At 56.8% G+C, this 19807-nt stretch carries 20 protein-coding genes; 3 read left to right on the top strand and 17 right to left on the bottom strand.

Annotated features, from left to right (window positions below; genetic code table 11):
* The first annotated feature begins 67 nt into the window (after positions 1-67).
* Entirely contained in the window at positions 68-1438 is a 1371-nt protein-coding gene (locus EL26_RS06050; RefSeq protein WP_081857016.1) for a helix-turn-helix domain-containing protein, read from the top strand.
* Positions 1439-1504: 66 nt separating this feature from the next.
* On the opposite strand, the gene sat is transcribed toward EL26_RS06050, so the two are convergent.
* The 6 genes from sat to EL26_RS06020 form a co-directional block, all read right to left on the bottom strand.
* Entirely contained in the window at positions 1505-2674 is a 1170-nt protein-coding gene (sat, locus tag EL26_RS06045; protein ID WP_038085683.1) for a sulfate adenylyltransferase, read from the bottom strand.
* Between the two features lie 23 nt (positions 2675-2697).
* Complete coding sequence (locus tag EL26_RS06040) at positions 2698-3510, bottom strand: sulfite exporter TauE/SafE family protein (RefSeq protein WP_038085681.1); 813 nt, start codon at positions 3508-3510, stop codon at positions 2698-2700.
* 90 nt (positions 3511-3600) lie between these two features.
* Positions 3601-4302 (bottom strand): phosphoadenylyl-sulfate reductase, encoded by a 702-nt coding sequence (locus EL26_RS06035; protein WP_081857015.1) that lies wholly within the window; start codon positions 4300-4302, stop codon positions 3601-3603.
* A 213-nt stretch (positions 4303-4515) separates the two neighbouring features.
* Positions 4516-5415, bottom strand: coding sequence for an arginase (gene rocF / locus EL26_RS06030; protein ID WP_038085679.1), 900 nt, complete (start codon positions 5413-5415; stop codon positions 4516-4518).
* 24 nt (positions 5416-5439) lie between these two features.
* On the bottom strand, positions 5440-7959 hold the full coding sequence (locus tag EL26_RS06025) for an ATP-binding protein (RefSeq protein ID WP_038085673.1): 2520 nt from the start codon (positions 7957-7959) through the stop codon (positions 5440-5442).
* Positions 7956-9089: a metallophosphoesterase family protein gene (locus EL26_RS06020; protein WP_161780671.1), complete on the bottom strand. Its 1134-nt coding sequence runs from the start codon at positions 9087-9089 to the stop codon at positions 7956-7958. The genes EL26_RS06025 and EL26_RS06020 overlap by 4 nt, the downstream gene beginning before the upstream one ends.
* A gap of 154 nt (positions 9090-9243) precedes the next feature.
* On the opposite strand from EL26_RS06020, the gene EL26_RS06015 reads away from it, so the two are divergent.
* On the top strand, positions 9244-9528 hold the full coding sequence (locus tag EL26_RS06015; protein WP_038085668.1) for a hypothetical protein: 285 nt from the start codon (positions 9244-9246) through the stop codon (positions 9526-9528).
* 12 nt (positions 9529-9540) lie between these two features.
* Positions 9541-9936 carry a hypothetical protein gene (locus tag EL26_RS06010; RefSeq protein WP_038085665.1) on the top strand — a complete coding sequence of 132 codons (396 nt, stop codon included), beginning with the start codon at positions 9541-9543 and terminating at the stop codon, positions 9934-9936.
* Positions 9937-10014: 78 nt separating this feature from the next.
* Here the strand turns inward: EL26_RS06010 and EL26_RS24445 are convergent, their stop codons facing one another.
* The 11 genes from EL26_RS24445 to flgK form a co-directional block, all read right to left on the bottom strand.
* Positions 10015-10317: a flagellar protein FlaG gene (locus EL26_RS24445; protein WP_161780670.1), complete on the bottom strand. Its 303-nt coding sequence runs from the start codon at positions 10315-10317 to the stop codon at positions 10015-10017.
* 209 nt (positions 10318-10526) lie between these two features.
* Positions 10527-10892 (bottom strand): hypothetical protein, encoded by a 366-nt coding sequence (locus tag EL26_RS06000; RefSeq protein WP_038085661.1) that lies wholly within the window; start codon positions 10890-10892, stop codon positions 10527-10529.
* A complete protein-coding gene (fliS, locus tag EL26_RS05995) occupies positions 10889-11302 on the bottom strand; it encodes a flagellar export chaperone FliS (RefSeq protein ID WP_038085659.1) in 414 nt (137 codons plus the stop codon). Before fliS ends, EL26_RS06000 begins: the two co-directional genes overlap by 4 nt.
* 28 nt (positions 11303-11330) lie before the next feature.
* On the bottom strand, positions 11331-12878 hold the full coding sequence (gene fliD / locus EL26_RS05990; RefSeq protein ID WP_038085656.1) for a flagellar filament capping protein FliD: 1548 nt from the start codon (positions 12876-12878) through the stop codon (positions 11331-11333).
* Between the two features lie 138 nt (positions 12879-13016).
* Complete coding sequence (locus EL26_RS23510) at positions 13017-14894, bottom strand: glycosyltransferase (protein ID WP_081857012.1); 1878 nt, start codon at positions 14892-14894, stop codon at positions 13017-13019.
* Positions 14895-14981: 87 nt separating this feature from the next.
* Entirely contained in the window at positions 14982-15752 is a 771-nt protein-coding gene (locus tag EL26_RS05980) for a flagellin N-terminal helical domain-containing protein (RefSeq protein WP_038085653.1), read from the bottom strand.
* A gap of 187 nt (positions 15753-15939) precedes the next feature.
* Positions 15940-16173 carry a carbon storage regulator gene (locus tag EL26_RS05975; RefSeq protein WP_238546069.1) on the bottom strand — a complete coding sequence of 78 codons (234 nt, stop codon included), beginning with the start codon at positions 16171-16173 and terminating at the stop codon, positions 15940-15942.
* A gap of 9 nt (positions 16174-16182) precedes the next feature.
* On the bottom strand, positions 16183-16620 hold the full coding sequence (fliW, locus tag EL26_RS05970; RefSeq protein WP_038085649.1) for a flagellar assembly protein FliW: 438 nt from the start codon (positions 16618-16620) through the stop codon (positions 16183-16185).
* 49 nt (positions 16621-16669) lie between these two features.
* A complete protein-coding gene (locus EL26_RS05965) occupies positions 16670-17233 on the bottom strand; it encodes a DUF6470 family protein (RefSeq protein ID WP_038085647.1) in 564 nt (187 codons plus the stop codon).
* Positions 17234-17268: 35 nt separating this feature from the next.
* A complete protein-coding gene (flgL, locus tag EL26_RS05960) occupies positions 17269-18177 on the bottom strand; it encodes a flagellar hook-associated protein FlgL (RefSeq protein ID WP_038085644.1) in 909 nt (302 codons plus the stop codon).
* Between the two features lie 17 nt (positions 18178-18194).
* The gene (flgK, locus tag EL26_RS05955) at positions 18195-19805 is read right to left on the bottom strand and encodes a flagellar hook-associated protein FlgK (RefSeq protein WP_038085641.1); all 1611 of its coding nucleotides are present in this window, start codon (positions 19803-19805) and stop codon (positions 18195-18197) included.
* Positions 19806-19807 lie beyond the last annotated feature (2 nt).

The following is a 19807-nucleotide window of genomic DNA, read 5'->3' as shown; positions in this document are numbered from 1 at the left end:
TGTACGTCTTATACTAGATGCTAGTTGAGAAATTTGAAACTTTTTGTCTAAAAGGCGGTCGATCAGCGTGCCGGAACATCAACTGACTCAGATGGGCTCTCGCATCCGCATGGCCCGATTGCAACAAAATCTCTCCATGGATGAAGCAGCGCAGGGTTTGTGCACCGTCGAAACCTTGCGACGAGTAGAGGAGGGACGGGGGTTTGCAACTGTAGATTTGCTTGGAAAGCTGGCTTTGCGATTGGGGGTCGCAGCCGATGAATGGTTGAGCGAGTCGGAAACGTTTCCCACGTTGTCCCCGGTGCCGATGGACATCGGGCAGGCGTATTTTGTCCGCGAGACGTATCGGCATATTCTGGACAGCATCGCGGTGCAAGAGCAAGACCCGACGCTTCCGCTCGACGCAAGACGCCATCTGGTGTTGGTCAAGACCGAAGCCCTGCTGCGCTTGGATTTCGTCAAGGAAGCCCTGCGCGAGCTGGTCGAAGCGATTGCGACGGCGTTTGGGAAGAAGACGCCCGAAGACAAGCTCTACCTCGCCAAACTGCATCTGCGCTTGGGCGAAGTCTATGAGCGCAAAGCCGAACGGGTCGTCGCCAAGCATCGGCCGTCGAGACCGGGCGGCGAGTCGGTGACGTTTTTCCTGCCCGGCAGCGGTTCTTCTCCTCGTGAAGAAGCGCTGGTCGAAGGGTATCTGTCGTATATGCGCGGCTATCTGCTGGTGGACAGGCTCCAGCATCCCGAAGCGCACGGGTTGGCGGATCAACTGGCCGACGGTCTGAGCCGCGTCGCCGACGCGATGGGCGGTGCCCGTTCGATCACCGCGCGCCTCCTTGAGTTGGCGCACGATGCGTCCGCGCGCGATCCGCGTCTGGCGTTCAACTACCTGACGCAAGCCAAAGCGCTCCAGCGGTCGCTCGACCGCCGGGAGATGCGGGACGAGCTCTCCGAAGCCCTGCAGGAAGTCCGCCGCAAGCAAGCGAATCCCGAAGCGGTGCTGCGCGACGTGTTGCGCGACGTGCGCAAGGGACCGCTTGGCGACGATGACCGCATCCGCTTGATCAATTCGTTTTCGAATGCAGCCGAGCACTGTTTTTCTCAACAACGGTACGAAGAGACCGGCGAGCATCTCAAAAAAGCGCGCGACTTGATCGGCAACGGGGTGTTGCCCATCTTCATCACGCGCACGTATTATACGACGCAGGCGCAGTATTCGCTTCTGTGCGGGGAGTATGAAACAGCTGTCGAGCACGCCATGATCGCCTACGAGAAAGCCCAGGAGATGAATTTCCCCGAAGAGGCTGTCTCGGCTCTGCAACTCGCCGCCGACGCGTACAAGAAACAGGGAGAGGCCGCCAAAGCGGTCGACGTGCTTCGTCAGGCAGGAGATTTGCTCGCCCGCGGGGAGAGCGCCGCCACGAAGTACATTCACGAATAAGGGTGATAGGAAAAAAAGCCTTCGACACCAAACCGGGTCGAAGGCTTTTTTTGTGTGCAAATGGAGTTAGACGGACGCTTTCTCGCGCAGCCCTTGGATGAGAACGGCAGCGACTTCCGGGCGGGTGAATTCGACCGGCAGCGCTTCGCCGTTGCGCAGTTTCTCGCGGACTTTGGTGCCGGAGAGGGTCAGATGGTCTTCCTTGCCGTGCGGGCACGTCTTGGTCGAAGCCATCGACTGGCATTTCGTGCAGTAGAAGCTGTGTTCAAAAAACAGCGGCTGGATGCCCAGTTCTTCGGCGGTGAAGTTCGAGAAGATCAACTGCGCGTCGTACGTGCCGTAGTAGCTGCCGACACCCGCGTGGTCGCGGCCGACGATGAAGTGCGTGCAGCCGAAGTTTTTGCGCACCATCGCGTGGAAAACCGCTTCGCGCGGGCCCGCATAACGCATCGCGGCCGGGAACACGCCCAGTTGCACGCGCTCCGCCGGGTAGTAGTTTGAGAGCAGCACTTGATACGATTCCATCCGCACGTCCGCCGGAATGTCGTCCGACTTCGTCTCGCCGACGAGCGGGTTCAAGAACAGGCCGTCGACGATCTCCAGCGCGGATTTTTGAATGTATTCATGCGCGCGGTGCACCGGGTTGCGGGTTTGGAAGCCTACGACCGTCTTCCAACCGCGATCCGCAAACAGCTGACGCGTTTCTTTCGGGTCGAAACGGAAATCCGGGAAGTCCTTGTTCGGGTCGCGCTCCAAGAGCCAGATCGGGCCTGCGAGGTAGACGTTCGGGCGGGCGTAGAGCTTGGCGACGCCCGGATGCGCGTCTTCGGCGGTGCGGTAGACGTTCTCTGCTTCCCGGACTTTATCCGGCGTGAATTTTTCGGTGACGTCGAGCAAGCCGTAGATCACGCCGTCCTCGCCGACCAGCGCGACGCTTTCGCCGACTTCAATCGCTGCGGCCGCTTCTTCCGTGACCGGCAGCGTGATCGGCAGCGACCAGACGGTGCCGTCTGCCAAGCGCATGTTGTCTACCACGTTGTTGTAATCGGCACTGCCCATAAACCCGGTCAGCGGCGAGAACGCACCGACGGCGATCAGTTCCAAGTCCGACAGCGCGAAGGCGTCCAACGCGACTTGTTTCAGCCCCGCCGCGCGCTCCCGCTGTTTTTGAAGTTCCTCTCCTGTCAGCACGCGGTCGATCAACGTGCCTCCGTGTGGTGCAATCAATCCGCTCACAGCAGCAACCTCCCATTTCCTGTTTATTTCATCAACATCTTATACCCTGCCATGAAGATCAATAAGAACAGGGCGCTTTTGACAAAGCCTTCCGGTACTTTGGTGGTCATTCGGCTGCCGATCAAGATGCCGGGGATGGAGCCGATCAACAGCTGGCCGACCAGCGTGAGGTCGACGTTGCCCATCGTCAAGTGCGCAAGACCCGCCACGCCGGTGACGAGCACCGCTTGCACGATGTCCGTACCGACCAGTCGAGCGACCGCAATCGGATAGATGACCACGAGAAACGCCATGAACAGCGTGCCGGAGCCAACCGAGGTCAACCCGACAACAAACCCGGCGATCACGCCGAGCCAGATCATTTTCTTGGCGTCCGGACGAACGACTGCCGCCGCTCCGGTCTCGGCAGCGGCGGCCGTCTCCAATTCGCTTCTGCGGCGTTGCCGCTGCGCCAAGGCGCGGTACAACTGCCAGATCATAAACAGCGCGATCGCCAAATAGGTGACGCCGAGCAGTTTGCCGACGATGCTTTGCACGGAATCGGCAAAGCTTTTTTGCAAGAGCATCATGGTGACAGCACCGGCCAATGCGCCGGGGACGCTGCCCATGGAGAGCAAGCGGACGGCGACCCAGTCGACCGTTTTCTGCCGCCAATGCTGCCAGGCGCCGAACAGTTTGGTGATCGAGGAGTAAATCAGATCCGTTCCCACCGCCACCGTCGGGTTGACCCCGAACAGGAAGATCATCATCGGCGTCATGACCAATGCGCCTCCCATGCCGGTCAACCCCACCAGCAAGCCCACGACAAAACCGCCTATCGACACTTCCCAATTCATTGCACAGCCTCCTCCAAGGCAAGATAAGCCGTTCTAGAGGGGCGGTCCTGTCGGGGGCTTACATCCGTATGCAACCCTCGCAAGTCCGCCTTATTTATGCAGACCGCACTCGGTCTTGTCGTTGCCGGACCAGCGTCCTGCGCGCGGGTCTTCGCCCGGTGCGACGGCGCGGGTGCAGTGAATGCAGCCGATCGACGGATAGTTTTGATCGTGCAGCTTGTTATACGGAACATCGTTGGCGCGGATGTACGCCCATACGTCTTCCCACGTCCACAGCGCAATCGGGTTGAACTTGATCAGGTTGAATTTGGTGTCGACTTCGATGACGCCGGCGTTGGCGCGCGTCGGTGCCTGATCGCGGCGAATGCCGGTGATCCATGCGTCGAGCGTGGAGAGCGCACGCGTAAGCGGCTCGACTTTGCGAATGTTGCAGCACGCGTTCGGGTCGTTCGACCACAGGTTGTCGCCGTGCTGGTCGGCTTGTTCTTCCAAAGTCAGCAGCGGAGAATACTTGATCAAGTTCGCGGAGTACTTGTTCAAGATCTCATCGCGCACTTGATAGGTCTCTTCGAAGAGTACGTCGGTGTCGAGGTAGAAGATCTTGGCATCCGGCTTGATTTTGACGATCATGTCGACGAGTGCGACATCTTCGGCGCCAAACGAGCACGCGAACGAGATGTTGTCGAACTTCTCGAAAGCCAGTTGCAGAATTTCTTGCGGAGTCTTGCCTACGTATTGTTCATTCAATTCAGCCACTTGTTCGGCTGTCAGCAGCAATTGTTTGGTGCTCATGCCACACGCTCCCTTTTCCCATGTTCTTTGTAAGATATACAGGTCAGATGCGTAGGGTTCCTACTCTCCCAAACCCGACTTTTCAGGTAATTATATCCCCCTTTTCTCCAAACCGTCAATACCAATGTGGTTACTTGGGTTTAAGCTAAAAAAAAAGACACTCTTGCACAGGGCAAAAGTGTCGATTTTTATACTTCGTGTAAGCACTTACATCTACATCACCGCTTCGCCGAGCAAGGAGCAGACCAAGTCGACGGCGGTGCGGGCGGTCTTGTTGTGCTCGTCGAGGATCGGGTTGACTTCGACGACATCGCACGAGACGACTTTGCCGGACTGGTAGAGCAACTCCATCGCGAAGTGCCCTTCGCGGTAGGTGATCCCGCCCAGAACCGGCGTGCCGACGCCCGGTGCCATGTCCGGGTCGATCGAGTCCAAATCGAGCGACAAGTGGATCCCGTCCGTGCCGTTTCCGGCGACGGCGATCGCTTCTTCCATGACTTTGTGGATGCCGAGCTTGTCCACTTCGTGCATGTCGAACACTTTGATCCCGTGCTTTTTGAGCAAGTTGCGCTCTTCCGGGTCCACGGAGCGCGCGCCGACGATGACGACGTTCTCCGGTTGAATCTTCGGCGCAAACCCGGCGACGTTGACGAGCGTCTCGTGCCCGACGCCGAGGCAGCACGCCAGCGGCATGCCGTGGATGTTGCCCGACGGCGTGGTGTTCTCGGTGTTGAAGTCCGCGTGGGCGTCAAACCAGATCACGCCGAGTTTCTTGTACTTCTGGGTGATGCCGGCGATCGACCCGATGGCGATGGAATGGTCGCCCCCGAGGATGATCGGGAAGTGATCCTGTTCGAGGACGTTCGCCACTTTCGAGGCGAGGTCTTCGGAAACTCGGGTGACTTCCGGCAGATATTTCAATTTCTGATTTTCGACTTCATGTGATTCTGCTTGCGGTACGTGTACGTTGCCTTGATCAAGCACGGTGTAGCCGAGGCGTTGCACGCGCTCTTTGAGTCCGGCATAGCGGATTGAGGCCGGGCCCATGTCGACGCCGCGCCGGCCTTGGCCGAGGTCCATCGGCACGCCGATGACGCTGATCGTTTTCTTCATATGCAGTCCCCCCTGTATCAACGCTTACTGGTTTATCATACCATATTTGCTCGGTGTTAACTCGACCAGCTGGACGCGTTCGCCGCCCGCCCGCAGCACCCGCTCCACTTCTTGCTCGCGGCAGGTGAACAGAAAGATCTGGCGGTTTCGAGCTTCTTCGAGCAGCACGGTCAGCACGGCGTCCAAGCGCTCGTCGTCATAGCGGCGGAACGGCTCGTCGAGCAAGAGCGGCAACGTCTCGCCGCCCGGAATGCTCCAGCCGGACAGTGCCAAGCCCATTGCAAACGAAATCTGGTCGATCGTGCCTTCGCTGAGCGACGCCAAATCGACGGTGTGCCCGGAGTCCGGCGAAATCGCTTGAACGCGGTCCGCGCTGTCCAAGGTGAGATCGCCGTAGCGGCCCTCGGTGATGCGCGCCGCCACGCCGGCGAGAGTGGACGCAAATTGCGGGGCCACCGTCTGATAGAGTTCCTCCCGCACTTCGCCCCATACTTCTTGAGCGAGCAAGAGGGCGCTGCGCTGTGCTTCAAGGTGCGCGAGATCCGCTTCCGCTTGCTCCTTCTCCATGAGCAGGTCGGAGAGCGACTTCTGGCCTTCCACCAGCGTGCGGTAGCGAACGGCGGCTTCCGTGACGGTGGATTTTTTTTCGAGCAAGAGGCGTTCGGCGGCGTCCCAACTCTGGTAGAGTCCCTCCAACTCGGCTGTCGTCACGTCTTCCGGCTGGTAGAACAGCGACGGCGTCTCCGTCTGCACGCCGAAGCGGGCGGCGATTTCCTCCCAGCGCGTCAGGTCGGTCGCCAGCTGTTGCAGCTCGAAGCGCAGTTGGTCCGCCTCGCGCTCCCAGATCGACGCTTGCTGCTGCAGGGCTTTCGCTTCGCTGAAGCGGCGCTCCCACGACGAGATGACGTGGCGCAACTGCTCGGTGTCCATGCGCGACGCTTGCGACTCTTCGCCGCCGATTTGGCGGAGCATACGGCGGGCGAGGATGTCGCGCTCGCCCTTCGCCCGCGACACTTCGCCGGAGAGCCACAGCGTCTGCCGTTCGTACAGCGCCGCTTGTTCGCGGGCTTTCAGCAGGTTGTTCCACTTCTGGCGGTACTGGCGCGGCGTGTCGACGTTGAAGTCGGCGAGCAGGTCTTGGAGGTACGCTTCCAAGCGCGCTTGCTCAGCCTGGTCTGCTTCCTGCTCCAACGCTTCCCGCTCCCGTTCGGCGTCCCAGTGTTCGATCTCCGTCTGCAAGCGCGGGATGCTGAGCGCGGTGACGACCGCAAGCGCCAAGAGCGCGAGCACTGCCAAGATCGCCGCCCAGTGCAGGAAGGTGAGCGGCGTGCTCAACACCGCCGCCGCGCCGAACATCCAGACTTTGCCGCGGGCCTGCTTTTGCTTGGCGGCGAGCGTCTCGCGCTCCGCCGGGTCGGCCGTCCGGGCGGCGGGCTTTTCGTTTTCGTACCACTCCAAGCGCTGGGCGGTGCGTTCGACTTCCAACAGTTGGCCCTCGTCAAAACGGCGGTGCTCCGCCACATAGCGCATCGCTTCCTGCGACTCCTCTTGAAGCACGTCGAGGCGCTTTTGGTAGTTGTCGAGTTCCTTCTTGGCGTTGAGCAGGCGGTTGAAGTCGTTCTGCAGTTCGCGGTACGTCTCTTCGTTGAGGCCGGAGAGCTCTTCAAGCTCGGCGGATCGGTTTTGCTCCAGCAGGAGGGTGAGGTGGTCGATTCGCCCTTGGACCCGACCGCGCTTCGCTTCCTGCAGGCTTACGTAGTGCGTCAGTTTTTCGATCAGTCTGCCGCGCAGTTCCTGCTCCTCCCGCGCGAACTCCTGCCACTCCGTCTCGGTCTGCTCCGCTTCTTGACGCGCCCCCGCTTGCGTGCGCTCGCGCTCCAAGGCGTCGTTGAGCGCGCGGCGGCGTTCGTCGACCAGCTTCACCGCCGCTCCGTACGGCTTGGAAGCGGCGCGCTCAGAACCGAGAGCGTCCAGTTGCTTTGCGATCGCTTCTTCGGCGAGGCGCATCTGTTGCTGGTCTTGCGTCGCCATCTCCCGCCCTTCGCCCGCCTGTCCGCCTTGGCGCACGGTGCTTTTCAGCCACGCCAGTCGGTCGCGCTCCGCCACCGGCCCCACGCACAGCGCATGGGAAAAAAGATCGCGGTCCGCCCCCAACAGGCTTTGCGCAAACGCCGGTTCCTTGCGGGAGTCGAGGTCAAACCGCCCCGTCACCTCTTCGCCCGTCGCGTTCAGAAACAGCCGCACCCATTCGTCTTCGCGGCGCAAGTTGCGCTCGATGCGATAGTCCGCTCCGTCTGCGTGAAACCAGAGTTTGCCTCCGTAGATCCCCGTCTGCCACGGGCGGTACTTCTGCTCCTCGTCCAAGTAGACGGTGCGCTTGCGCTTGGGGTTTTTCTGGCCGTAGAGCATGGCGAGCAGGAAATGTTGCAGCGTGCTCTTGCCCGCTTCGTTTTTGCCGTAGATGACGTTGAGGCCGCCGCCGAACTCAAAGTCTTGGTCGGCGTAGCGTCCGAATCCATCGATTCGGGCTTTTTGAATCTTCATGAGGTCACCGCCTTGCCGCGTTCATACGCGTGTAGTCCGATCACCAACGCTCGCTCCAGCAAGCGGCGTTTCGCTTCGTCCGGCTCTGCGGCGAGCCGCTCGCGCATCTTGGCGACGAACCGCCCCGGAGCCGTGGCGGGCGCGTAGGCATCGCCGTCGAGGTCCGGGTGCGTGCGGTCGGTCAAGCGCAAGTGAAACGCGAGGTCGGCGAGGCGTTCGGCGAGGTCTTGCAAATCGAGCTGCAGCGCCGGGTCGACCGCGCCGACCAGCACCGCCTCAACCAAGTCTTGACCTTGCCAATTTGCCGGAACGGCTTCGCGAATCCGGTCGGCCGCTTCCAGCAAGTGACTGCACCCGTCGAGGTCGATCTCCAGCCGGCGGTAGGCGCGCTGTGCCAGCGCAAGCCATTCGACGCGGGCACCGCCCCGCCCCACGTGCAGAAGAAACGCGCCGTGCTCGTCCGTCTCGTCAAAGCCCAACGGCTCCAGCGACCCGGCGTACGCCGCTTGCAAGAGTCCGCCTGCGTCGAGCAGGACTTGCGCTTGGTGATAATGGCCGAGGGCGACATAATCGGCACCCAAGGACAGGAGTTCGTCACGGGACACCGGCCAATAGGGGGTCTGTTCGGGAGATTCATAGGAGCCGTGAATCATCACGACGTGCAGACCGCCGTCATCCGGCACTTTATACCCGCGCATCGGGTTCTCGCGCACCCACTTCTGCCCGTAGCCGTAGCCGTGCACGGTCAAGCCCAGCTCCGGCAGGCGTTTGGCTTCCACTTGCGGGCCGAAGATGTGCACGTTCGCAGGCCACTCGCCCCACGAATAGGGGTTGCCCGGCAAGAGGGCGTCGTGGTTGCCGGGGGTGATCAACACCGGGCACTCGAGCAGCCCGAGCAGGTGCCGCACTTCGGCGGCCTCCGCTTCGCTGACCCACTCCGCTTCAAACAGGTCGCCCGTCAGCAGCACCCCGTCCACTTGATACGTTTGCGCCGCTTCGCACAAGAGGCGAAACGTGCCGAGCACTTCCCGACGGCGGCGGCGGGCTTTCTCCACCCCGAACCCGCTCCCGGAAAATGCCGTCCCGATATGCAAATCTCCTGCCTGCAACAGTTTGACTCTCTCGCGCATGTTCATCCTCCGCTCCCTTGTGTCCGACTCCATTTTCTATCGTACTAGTTCTGGACGAGCGCCGTTTTTCCCTTCTGCAACAGGGGTTTGAGGGTTGTGCAGGTGCAAAATGTGGTAAGATAAGAGATAGCTTTGAAACGAGAGAGGGATTTCTGTGTCTGATATCGTAGACGATTTTGAAGTGGAAATGATGCCGGACCTCGACCTGCTCCTGCTCAGCTGGACGCAGATGGTCGCCATCGAGATGATCGCGCCGGACGAGGAATCGCAAGCTGCCAAGACCGACCTCGCCGCGAAGTTGCAAACCGACTTCGGCGTGACCGACCTGCTGTTGAAGGAACGCACGTATACGCATTATGTCGTCAGCTTCCGCGAGAAGAACCGGGAGCGCGAGATGGAATTTGAAAACGAAGAAGTCGAGAGCATCTACAACCTATAGGGAGGTGCCCCCATGCGCAGAGGTTTCCTGCGGGGCCTGTTGATCGGCATCGTGAGCGCGGTGCTGATCGCACTCTATCAATGGCTGCGCTACCGCCCGGACACGTTCGCCGAATTGTCCACCCGCATCTCGAACGGGGTGTTTCAAATCGGTCTGATCTACTTGATCATCGGGGTCGTGGTTTTCTCGCGCCTGTTCAGTTTTCGCCGCCGGATGGGCGTGCCGAACTACTTGGCGATGATGAAGTTCAAAACGATCGAAGAGAAGCGTGAATACGAAGAAGCCAACCGTGCACTGAACGAACGGGATGCACAATCCCTCCGAGAGCGCGGGAGGGACATCACGATGTTGATCTCGGCGCTTTTGATGATTGTGGTGTCGATTGCGTTTTCGGTCAACCAGCTGTAAGCTTCCAAACCATACCTAGCAAAAAACCGCACGTCCCTTCGTCAGGGCGTGCGGTTTTTTGCATTCGTTGCAAGAGGATTAGACACTCTTGTCGAACAAAAGGCCGATCGTTTTCACGAATTCCTTTTCGAAATCGACAAAGTCCTTCGAAGGGATTTGGTTGATGACTTCACCGTTTGTGGGCGACACGTATTTGACGATGACGCGGTCAATCTCTTCGTCATAATTGATCTGCACTTGCGATTCGTTCATTTGTTGCAAATACTTCCCCATCGTCTGAACGGCCTGGTGAACCTGATCCTCTTTGACGTTTCCTCCGGTTGCAACAGGTTGAGGTTGAACGTGTCCGGCTGCCGTTGTTGCGGCAACCGTTTCTGTCATACGAGTTGCTTCTGTCGTCAATCGCATGTCAGAGGATATGTGCATCTTCATTCACTCCTTCGGTTGTATTTCACGCAACCGGTTCCTCAGGCTAAGATGTTATCCACAGACATTCGAGTAAGAATTCAACAGATTTGAGGAGGTTCCGTCACGTAATCCACAAGAATTGTGGATGATGTGGATAACTTATCCACATCGTGAAGCACAGATCAATTTTTACGGTCAAAAAAAGCAGACCCTGCCATCATCGGGGAATTGTAACTTTCCTGCGCCCGCCTTGCCGTTTGCATCTTGGCGTTCTTGCTTTGCGCCTCCAGCAGATGCTCCCGCAACATGTCGCGCATGCGGCTGTCCGCCACCTGCGCCTGTTGGACGCGCTCCCGTTCATCAGCTGAAAGCTCCTGATCCGGTTTACTCATGCGGGCCAAAACGGTGCCGCGCTCCGTCAACAAGTTGGTCACGCGGTCAACATCGAGGTCTTCGCCAGACTGGTGAAGGAGCTCAATGATTTCGAGAGTCTTTCCTTCAAAAGCTTCAACATGCTTCAACATAGACCACTCGCTCACGCCGATCATGCCCCATTCCCAGAGGCGACGCGAGCCCCGCCTGCTTGTTGAACGCGCGCCAGTTTGATCGCCTCGTTCCACGTATCTCGAAGCTCTTCCAGCAAGCCGATCACATCTTGGATCGGCGTCTGGTTTTTTTTGATGTTCGCTTGTACGAGCTGTTCATACATGAATTGATAGAGCGGCATCAATCCCTGGGCGACTTCATATTCCATTTTGAGCGTAGACATCAGTTCAAGCAGGATGTTCTGCGCTTTGAGCAGGTTGGTATTGACCGTTTCATAGTCTTTATCTTCAAGACCGATCGATGCTTGTTTCAAGAAACGGATCGCCCCGTTGAACAGCATCAGTGTCAACTCGCCGGGGGTTGCGGTCATCGCTTGCGTGTTGCTATACGACTGGTACGGATTCTTCATCATAGAAACAAGTCCCCCTATTGGTCATTGTTTAGTTGCTGGACATCATGCTGGAGAACATGGAGCTTTGCGAGTTTGCTTTGTTCATGGCAGCTTCCAGTTTCGAAAATTGGTTGTAATACTGTTGTTCATAGGTAGACAGTTTATTGTTGGCGTCTGTAATTTTGGTGGACCAGGAACTAATCTGCAATCCCAACGTACTGGTGTCAGCCTGCGAGGTCGTACTGCCTGCCAAGCCGGTAATCTCTTTCATTTTCGCGTTCAGCACCGTGTACAGGTTGGAGGCGAACCCGCCGTCCAAGTTGGGCTTGACCGACGTGCTGCCGTCCGGTTTGGTCACCGTCGAGACCGTATTGGCTTTCCCGAATAAGCTCATCACTTGGTCCGGGTTCGACATCAGCGTTTCTCTCAGCTTGGCTTCATCGAGATACAGCTTGCCGTGTTCCATATAACTGGTGGAGTTCCCCGGCTTGGCCGTCGTGATCCCCACCTGATCCAACGAATTATACTGGCCCGCCGGCACGCCCGTCATCGTTGCGCCCAGCACAGAGCGGAATTGGTTTAACGCGCTGTTGAGCGTCATGTCGTTTTGCAACAAGCCGGACTGCGCTTTGTCATTCCAGTTCGCGATGTCGGTGTCTTTCATGGACGCTTTCTGATCATCTGTCAACGGAGGAAAATCGCGGTACCGCTGCTCATGGGTTTTGTCGTACACCTTGGAGATGATATCGTTGTAGGTATTGACAAAGTTTTTCACGGCATCCACCGCTTTGTCCACGTCTGCCGTCACGGTGATCGTGACATCGTACGGCACGTTGTTTCCGGACGCATCCTTGGCGGGAGGTTGCAACAGTTGGAAGTTGATGTTGTTGAGCGTAAAGGAGTTCGAAGACTGATGGATGTTCGAAACTCCGTTAAAATTCACGATCGCGTCTTGACCTGCAGCCGTTGCGGTCGTCACACCCGTCGCCGCCAACCCAAGGTTCGACAACAAATTGCCGTCTCCGCCGGTATCCGCGTCCGTCACGCTCAAGTTGATCTGCGCGACGGCGCCGGTTTTGCTCGTGTTCAGATACATACGTTGCGTCGTCGTGTCGTACGATGCGCTCACACCGGTCGTACCGGATTGCGCGTTGATCGCTTTGACCACATCGCTGACGGTGGCGCCGTCGTTGATCGTGATGTTGGTGCCGTTGACGCTGAGCGTGGTCGCACTGGCGGCCATGCTTGCCGTCGAGGAGACGGTGGATGAACTGACCATCGCGCCGCCGGTCGCCAGCTGTTGCACGGTGAGAGTTTGCGTTCCGATCACAGCGTTCGGATTCCCCGACACCGAGACGGCCGAGCTGCCCGCCGTGACTTTTTTCGCAGCCAACGTCGAGGAGAATCGCAGGGCGTTTGCAGCGTCCTTCAATTGAGAAAGCATCGTGTTCATGCTGCGGTACTGATCGCGTTTCCAGACCAGCGTCTGTTGCTGTTGTTTCATTTTGTCAACCGGTACCTTTTTCGCTTGCATCATCTGTTTGACGAGCGAGTCAACGTCCAATCCAGACGCAAAGCCGGAGATATGTGTCGTCATCCTATATCACCCTTTCACGCAGTCTACTTATCCAGTTATTTCGACGAAATCCGCCCGCTTTTTCAGCGGGAAATTCCCTCAAAAATCTCGATAGTCGCTCTTTTTCACCGATTTGCGCAGGTTTTGATGCCTTATTCCCTAGCGAACCCATTTGCAAAGGGGAAATGTCCGCGCAATCGCCGATTTGATCTCTTGCAGACGTTCTGTTTTTCCCAATTGCTCGTACAAGCGAGCCAAACGTTCATGGTTGGCGTACGTGGCCTCCCGCTGGAACGCTTTCTGGTACAGCACTTCAGCGTCCTCCGAAAAATGACGGCGGAAGCAGAGATCTCCCAGCGTCAGCAGCACCTCCACGGAAGGTTGCGTCCCTCCATACAGCGGAAGCAGCAGGTCCAGCGCCGTTTGCGTATGCCCGGCGTCATCCAAGGCCTTGGCCATGCTGCATTGGAACGCGACCGGCATCTGGGTCAGATACGGGGAGAGCCATTCAAACAGATCATATTCTTTCAAGACCAGCAGCTGCACGGCGAGATGAAGCAACAGATCGGCTGCGTCTTCAGTCAGGGGTTCTTGTTTCGGCGTTTGCCGCTTCATCAGGTCCCCGATAAACTTTTTGTCCTTGGTACGAAGATTGAGGAATGCCTCCGCCCGTTTGAACAGCGACAGATCTTGCAACAAGAACGCGGTGAGCATCAGGTCTTTCAACACATCGGGTGAAAACGTCTCCTGTTTGCTCCACTCGTCGCGTGCGTCCTCGTAACGTTGGGCATACAAGCGGGAAACCCCTCGAATTTCAGGTGAGAACACCTCATCGGGGAACAGTTGCAAGTACCGATCCAACAGCGGGTGCCGAATTTCGTAGCAGACCGCAATGATCGTTTTCAACACGGACAAGTCGGAGAGCGGAACGACGAGGTTCAATTGCTGATACATGTCTTCCGCCGAAACGCCCGATTCAAACATGGTCTTCAGATAAAACTTCAAGGCCGGGCGATAGTCCGGTTTTTGTTGCAAAGCCTGAAATGCCATGTCAAAAGCCTCTTCGAGCCGACCTTGTTTTTTATGGAGAACGGCTAACCTGTAGACGGATTGGTAGGAGCCTGCCCCTTCAAAGGAGACATCGTCTCGGGTGTCGCCGAGTTGTAAGCAAGTTTGATAAATCTCTTCTGCATCTTTCCAATATCCAAGCTCTTCATACGCAATTCCCATCGCGTAATAATAGTCGGTAAACCCTGGATGAACGGCAATCGCATCTTGCATGATTGAGATGCTTTCTTCGTACCGCTTCATGTAGTGCAAACATTGCGCCATGTTCAAAAGCAGGAAGCGGACAAACGTGTACTTCACGCTTAACGGGTACGCTTTTTTGAACGACGCGAGCGCTTTTTCATACTGACCCGTGTTCATCAAGGAAACGCCGTAGTTGAACAGATTATAGCCGCTCGGGTTCTCGGAGACCTCTTGTTCCACGAGTTCCAGATTCCGAATCTTTTTGTTTTTGCTTTTCACCACATCCGGCAGATACCCTGTGTGCAGGATCGTAAACGTCGCATCTGCGTTGGTAAGATCTTCGTGTTCCAAGACGTACAGGTTCTCATGCAATTTATTGCGGTAGGTGAGACCGGCGCTGCGTTTGAACAGTCGAACGGCCATATGCACGACGACCGAATCGGTCATCAAATTCTTGATCGGCACTGAATAATAGTCGGCCGAAAGTTTCAAGTCTTCCGGAAGGGTTGCATTCTTCTCCAAGTATTCATCGGCATCGAGCACGAGGATGTAGTCGCCTGTTGCCTGTTGCAGAGAGAAATTGCGCGCCGCCGAAAAATCGTGAATCCACTCAAAGTGGTACACCTTGGCTCCGAACTGCTTGGCGATTTCCACCGTCCGATCTGTTGATCCGGTATCGACGATGATGATTTCCTCGACAAGTCCTTTGACGCTCTCCAAACAGCGCGGCAGAACTTTTTCCTCGTTTTTGACGATCATGCACAATGAGACGGACGGTGTACGCATGAGTTGCCCCTTCCCTTTCCATACAGAAATTCGATTGAAATAAAAAGGACTCTAGGAAACCTAGAGTCCTTTTCCTGAAACCGGCGATTAACGCAGGAGTTGGAGAACGCCTTGCGGTTGTTGGTTCGCTTGTGCCAGCATCGCTTGGGAAGCTTGAACCAGAATGTTGTTTTTCGACAGAGCCATCATTTCTTTCGCCATGTCGGTGTCGCGAATGCGGGATTCCGCAGCGGTCAAGTTTTCCGAGGTAGATGCCAGGTTGTTGACGGTGTGCTCGAGGCGGTTTTGCAGTGCGCCGAGGGTGGAACGAGCTTTGGAAACGGTGTCGATCGCAGTGGTAGCAGCATCCAAGTCAGCCGGGTTGACCGAGGAGATGTCGGTGGTCATTTTGATGTTCATAACGTCGGTGGAAGTTTCGTTGATTTGGATCGAAACGTCGAGGGAACCGTCGAGCAGGCTAATGCCGTTGAACTTGGTGTTTTTGCCGATGTTGCTGATTTCAGCGGTCAGCGCTGCGATTTCAGCGGTGATGTTCGCTTGGTCGTTTGCGTTGTAGGTGCCGTTTGCATTCTCGGTGTACAGTTCTTTGATGCGAACGAGCATGTCGGAAACTTCGTTCAGCGCACCTTCAGCGGTTTGTACGAGGGAGATGCCGTCTTGCGCGTTGCGTTGAGCTTGGTCCATGGAGCGGATTTGGCCGCGCATTTTTTCCGAGATGGAGAGACCTGCAGCGTCGTCAGCAGCGCGGTTGATGCGCAGACCGGAAGACAGTTTCTCCATGGATTTGGAAGCTTTGTCGGTGTTTACAGACATTTGGTTGTGGGTGTTCAGAGCGGAAATATTGTGGTTGATAATCATTTCGTTTTCCTCCTTGAAATGTCGCCCCGCATCCGTGCGGGACCCTTGTGTAGTGACGAACGGTTGTGCCGCTCGCTCTACTCTATCTATCGTCTGGATAGACGGGTTTGATTAGAGAGATTCCCCATGATATCCACTGATTTTCGGCAATTACAGCATTTTATCTCCGCTTTTCTTGCCTACTTGCTCACTTTTCGTCGTTTTTCAAGTTTTTGTACTCAGACAGCAAATCTGCAAACGGCGAGGTCTCCAGAGCCCCTTGGTTGGCTGTGACGATCTCGTCAAAGATCTCTTTGCGGAGGACGCGAACAGAACGCGGAGCCTGAATCCCGATCTTGACGGTGTCTCCCTCTTTTTCCAAAAAGGTAATTTCGATGTCGTCGCCGAACATCAGCGACTCTCCGATCTTGCGCTTGAGCACGAGCAATGGTTATTCCTCCTCGGGGCGCGGGAACATCGGCACCTTCGTTTTGTAGGAGCTGTTGTGCAACACCACCTGCGAAGCCACTTGTTGTGCGGTGTTGAATACGAGCGGAGCCAACAAGTTCATGGTGGCGTCGCGCAACGATTCGCGCGCGGAGACTGTCACCCACACGGCCAGTTCCTCCGGTTTGACATTCGAAAGCCGTTCAATTTCCTCTTCCGGCAGCTCAAACTCATAACTCGAATCAAAGGCGAACGGGTCCGCCAACAAAAAAGAAACGCTTGGGTTGTCGATCGCCTGCAAGTAGGCAAACGGTGTCGCGGCATCCGGTCGAATCAGCGCGAATTGCTCATGCCGCTCAAAACCGAGCAACGGTTTGGGAAACGCAAAAACGGCAGTCTCCTCTACATCGACACTTCCCAAGCGGTGAGATTGAATAACCATCGTGTCATTCCCCCATTCTCATAAAGAAGGAGCGGGATGACCCCGCTCCCTAAAACTCCATATTCATGTATTGCCCTTTGACATCGATTTGCAAACCGTTCTGCTGCGCCACATACGTCCGCACGTTGCCGGGACTGTACTGGGACTCAACAGGATGCGGAGTCACCTGAATCACAGCTTTCTGCGGCTGCACTCGAATGTCCAACGGGTGCGGGGCGTACGATAGTTTCACATACGGCCCCGTATACGGACCGACATAGTCGATCGGCATCGTTCCTTCATTTTGCTTTTGCAATGCCAGATCCCCGATCGAAGGCCCGCTGATCTCCGCCAATTGCCAGCCTTCTTCCGCAATCTTGCCAATCGCGTCGAGCACGCCGCTGCGGACTTGAGAGGCCACCGAATCCAACATCCGTTGCGAAGAACGATAGCCCAGCGACGATTGTCCTTCCGTCGAGTCGATCTCCAGCTTGCCCGTTCCTTGACTGATCTCCAAGACCGCCGCCGGCTGTTCGATCTGGAGATCAGCCGGGCGTTGCCGGAGATCCAGCTGCGCGCGAGTGCTCTCGATACCCAGCTTCGCATATTGTTGGCTGATCTGCAAAGTCAACATGGACAAGCCCTCCTCATCCTTCGTCTGTCATCCCTCTAGCGCAGATAATCCACCAACGTCGGCTGAATGATCCGCGTGCCGGACGCCATCGCGGCGCGCTGAACCGACTGCGCGGTCGTCATGTCTGTAATCGTCTGCGCGATATCGGCGTCCGTTGTTTTGGAAAGCAACGTGGTGACGTTGAGGTTGACATCCTTCAAACGGTTTTGAATCAATTCCAAGCGGTTGCTTCGAGCGCCGACGCTCGAACGAACTTGCAGCACGCGGTTCAACCCCGTTTCCAACTTGTCCATGGCGCTGGCAATGCCGGCCGCGTCGCTGGAATTGAGCGAGTCTGTCAGGTTCCTCATCACGGCAAACAGGTTGTCGGACGTCGGCATTCCCGCCGCCGTCGTAGGGGGCCCAAACACTTCATCGCCGTTGACGTTGACCTGCAGAGAAACGCCCTCGCTCATCTGATAGTTAATCACTCCGTCGTCCGTCTGTTGATACATCGCGTTGGCGAGGTCATACGGACGCGTGTCGGTTTTCTGGCCGTTGAAAATGTAGCGGCCGGAAAACTGCGAGTTGCTCAGGTCGACCAACTGCTTATACAGTTGATCCATCTCTTCTCCGATCGCTTTGCGGGCGTCGGCGGGCACCGACCCGCTGGCTCCTTGCACCGCCAATTCCTTGGCGCGTTGCAACACTTCGTTGATCTGGCCGAGCGTGGTATCCAAATACTCCAATTGCGACTGACCCGCCGACGCGTTGCTGACGTATTGATCATTGGCGGCCAGTTGCGCGGTATAGCGCATGGCGTACCCGACGCCGACCGGGTCATCGGAGGGGCGGTTCAGCTTCAAACCGGAAGACAAAACCTCCTGGTAGGTGTTCATCCGTTCGTTGCTGAGGTTTAAGTTATGCATGAATTGGTTGTTCATCATCGATTGCGTGATACGCATGAGAATAGCCCCTCCTCTTAATTCGACATCAAGCGGTTGATAATGATATCGAGCATGCCGTCAATCGTGTTCACCAGGCGGGCGGCGGCGCCGTACGACTGTTGGAATTTGATCATGTTCGCCATCTCTTCGTCGATCGACACACCGGAAATCGATTGCCGCTGGTTGTCAATTTGCATGAGCAGCGTATCTTGGTTCTTGACTTGACGATCGGCCGCTTGCGCTTGCGATCCCAATTGGCCGATCATCGCGCGCATGTAGTCCGATACGGTGCCGGTGGTGAGAATGGCGCTGTTCGGCGGCAGGCCGTTTTTGAAGTCGATCTTCGCACTGTTGGCTTCCCCCAGCATGAACGCCACGTCGCCGTTGCCGACTTTGACTTGCGTGTTGTTGCTGCTGTCTTGGTACGTGGTATAGGAAGCCGCCAAATTGCGCACGTCATCGGTGATCGCTTTGGACAGACGGATGTTCCCGGCGGTGAACGTCGTCGAACCGTCCGAGGTTTCAAAAAGCGGTCCCGCCTGCGTGGTCGGCTTCTGCATCGTAAAACCGAATTGGTGCATGCCGTTCAACCCGTTAAACGTGATCATCGAACCCGCCGGGATCGTGTAGCCGGCCGGAATGGCGTCGCCCTGTTTCATCGTGGTGCCGTTGGCCAATTTCACGTCGAACGGAAGCGTCGTGACCGTCGAGTCAAACGTGTAGGAATTCGGCAACGTTGCATCGATCTTGCCGTTGACCAACCCGTTGACCAACGAGTTGAGCTGATCGCGGTAGATCGAAACATATTGGGAGATCGAAGCCTGCATCCCGCCCAATTCGCCGCCCACGACCGGCGGATTGACCGTGTTGGTCGTCGAGTCGTAGGCGAGGACCACCGGCGGGTTGACACCGTCCACAACCATCGTGGAGCCGATCGAAACTTGGTAAGTTCCGTCCGGAAGTTCCTTCGCGGTCGTATCGGCAGCTTTGGACAAGAGATCGACCAGATAATCGCGGCGGTCTCGAAGATCGTTTGCTTTGTCCCCCAACACTTCCAACGTCTTGATCTGTTTGTTCAAATCGACGATCTGGCTGGTGTATTGGTTGATCTCCATCACTTTCGTACCCGCGTCATCGCGTAAGTCGCTGTCGAGTTCCGAAAGCTTCGCATCCATCGTGTTCAAGGTGTTTGCCAAATCGAGCGTCGCTTGCTTCACCACAGAACGAGCTTCCAGCGAGTCCGGATTGCGTCCCAATGTCTGCCACGAGGTGTAGAAATTCGTGAGCACTTTGGAAAGCCCGGTGTCTGACGGCTCGTTGAAGATCGCTTGCAACTTATCGAGCGCGTTCTGACGCACTTCCCACTCGCCGGAAGTTTTGTTTTCGTTGCGGTATTGCGCGTCGAGGAAGCTGTCGCGAATCCGCTCAATGCTCACCACGGTCACGCCGGTGCCAAGTTGCCCCGCTTGCGTCGATTTCGCGAGGCCCGGATATTCCATCGAAGGCGTCGCCACCAAGTCCACGCGCTGACGGGAATAACCCGGCGTGTTCGCGTTCGCGACGTTTTGCCCCACCGTGTTCAGACCTGCTTGTTGGGCAAACAGCGCGCGTTTCCCAATCTCAAGACCGTGAAAAGTAGATGTCATCG

The organism is Tumebacillus flagellatus (genome assembly GCF_000714935.1).
Taxonomy (GTDB): domain Bacteria; phylum Bacillota; class Bacilli; order Tumebacillales; family Tumebacillaceae; genus Tumebacillus; species Tumebacillus flagellatus.
This window is presented reverse-complemented; position numbering and strand designations above follow the sequence as displayed.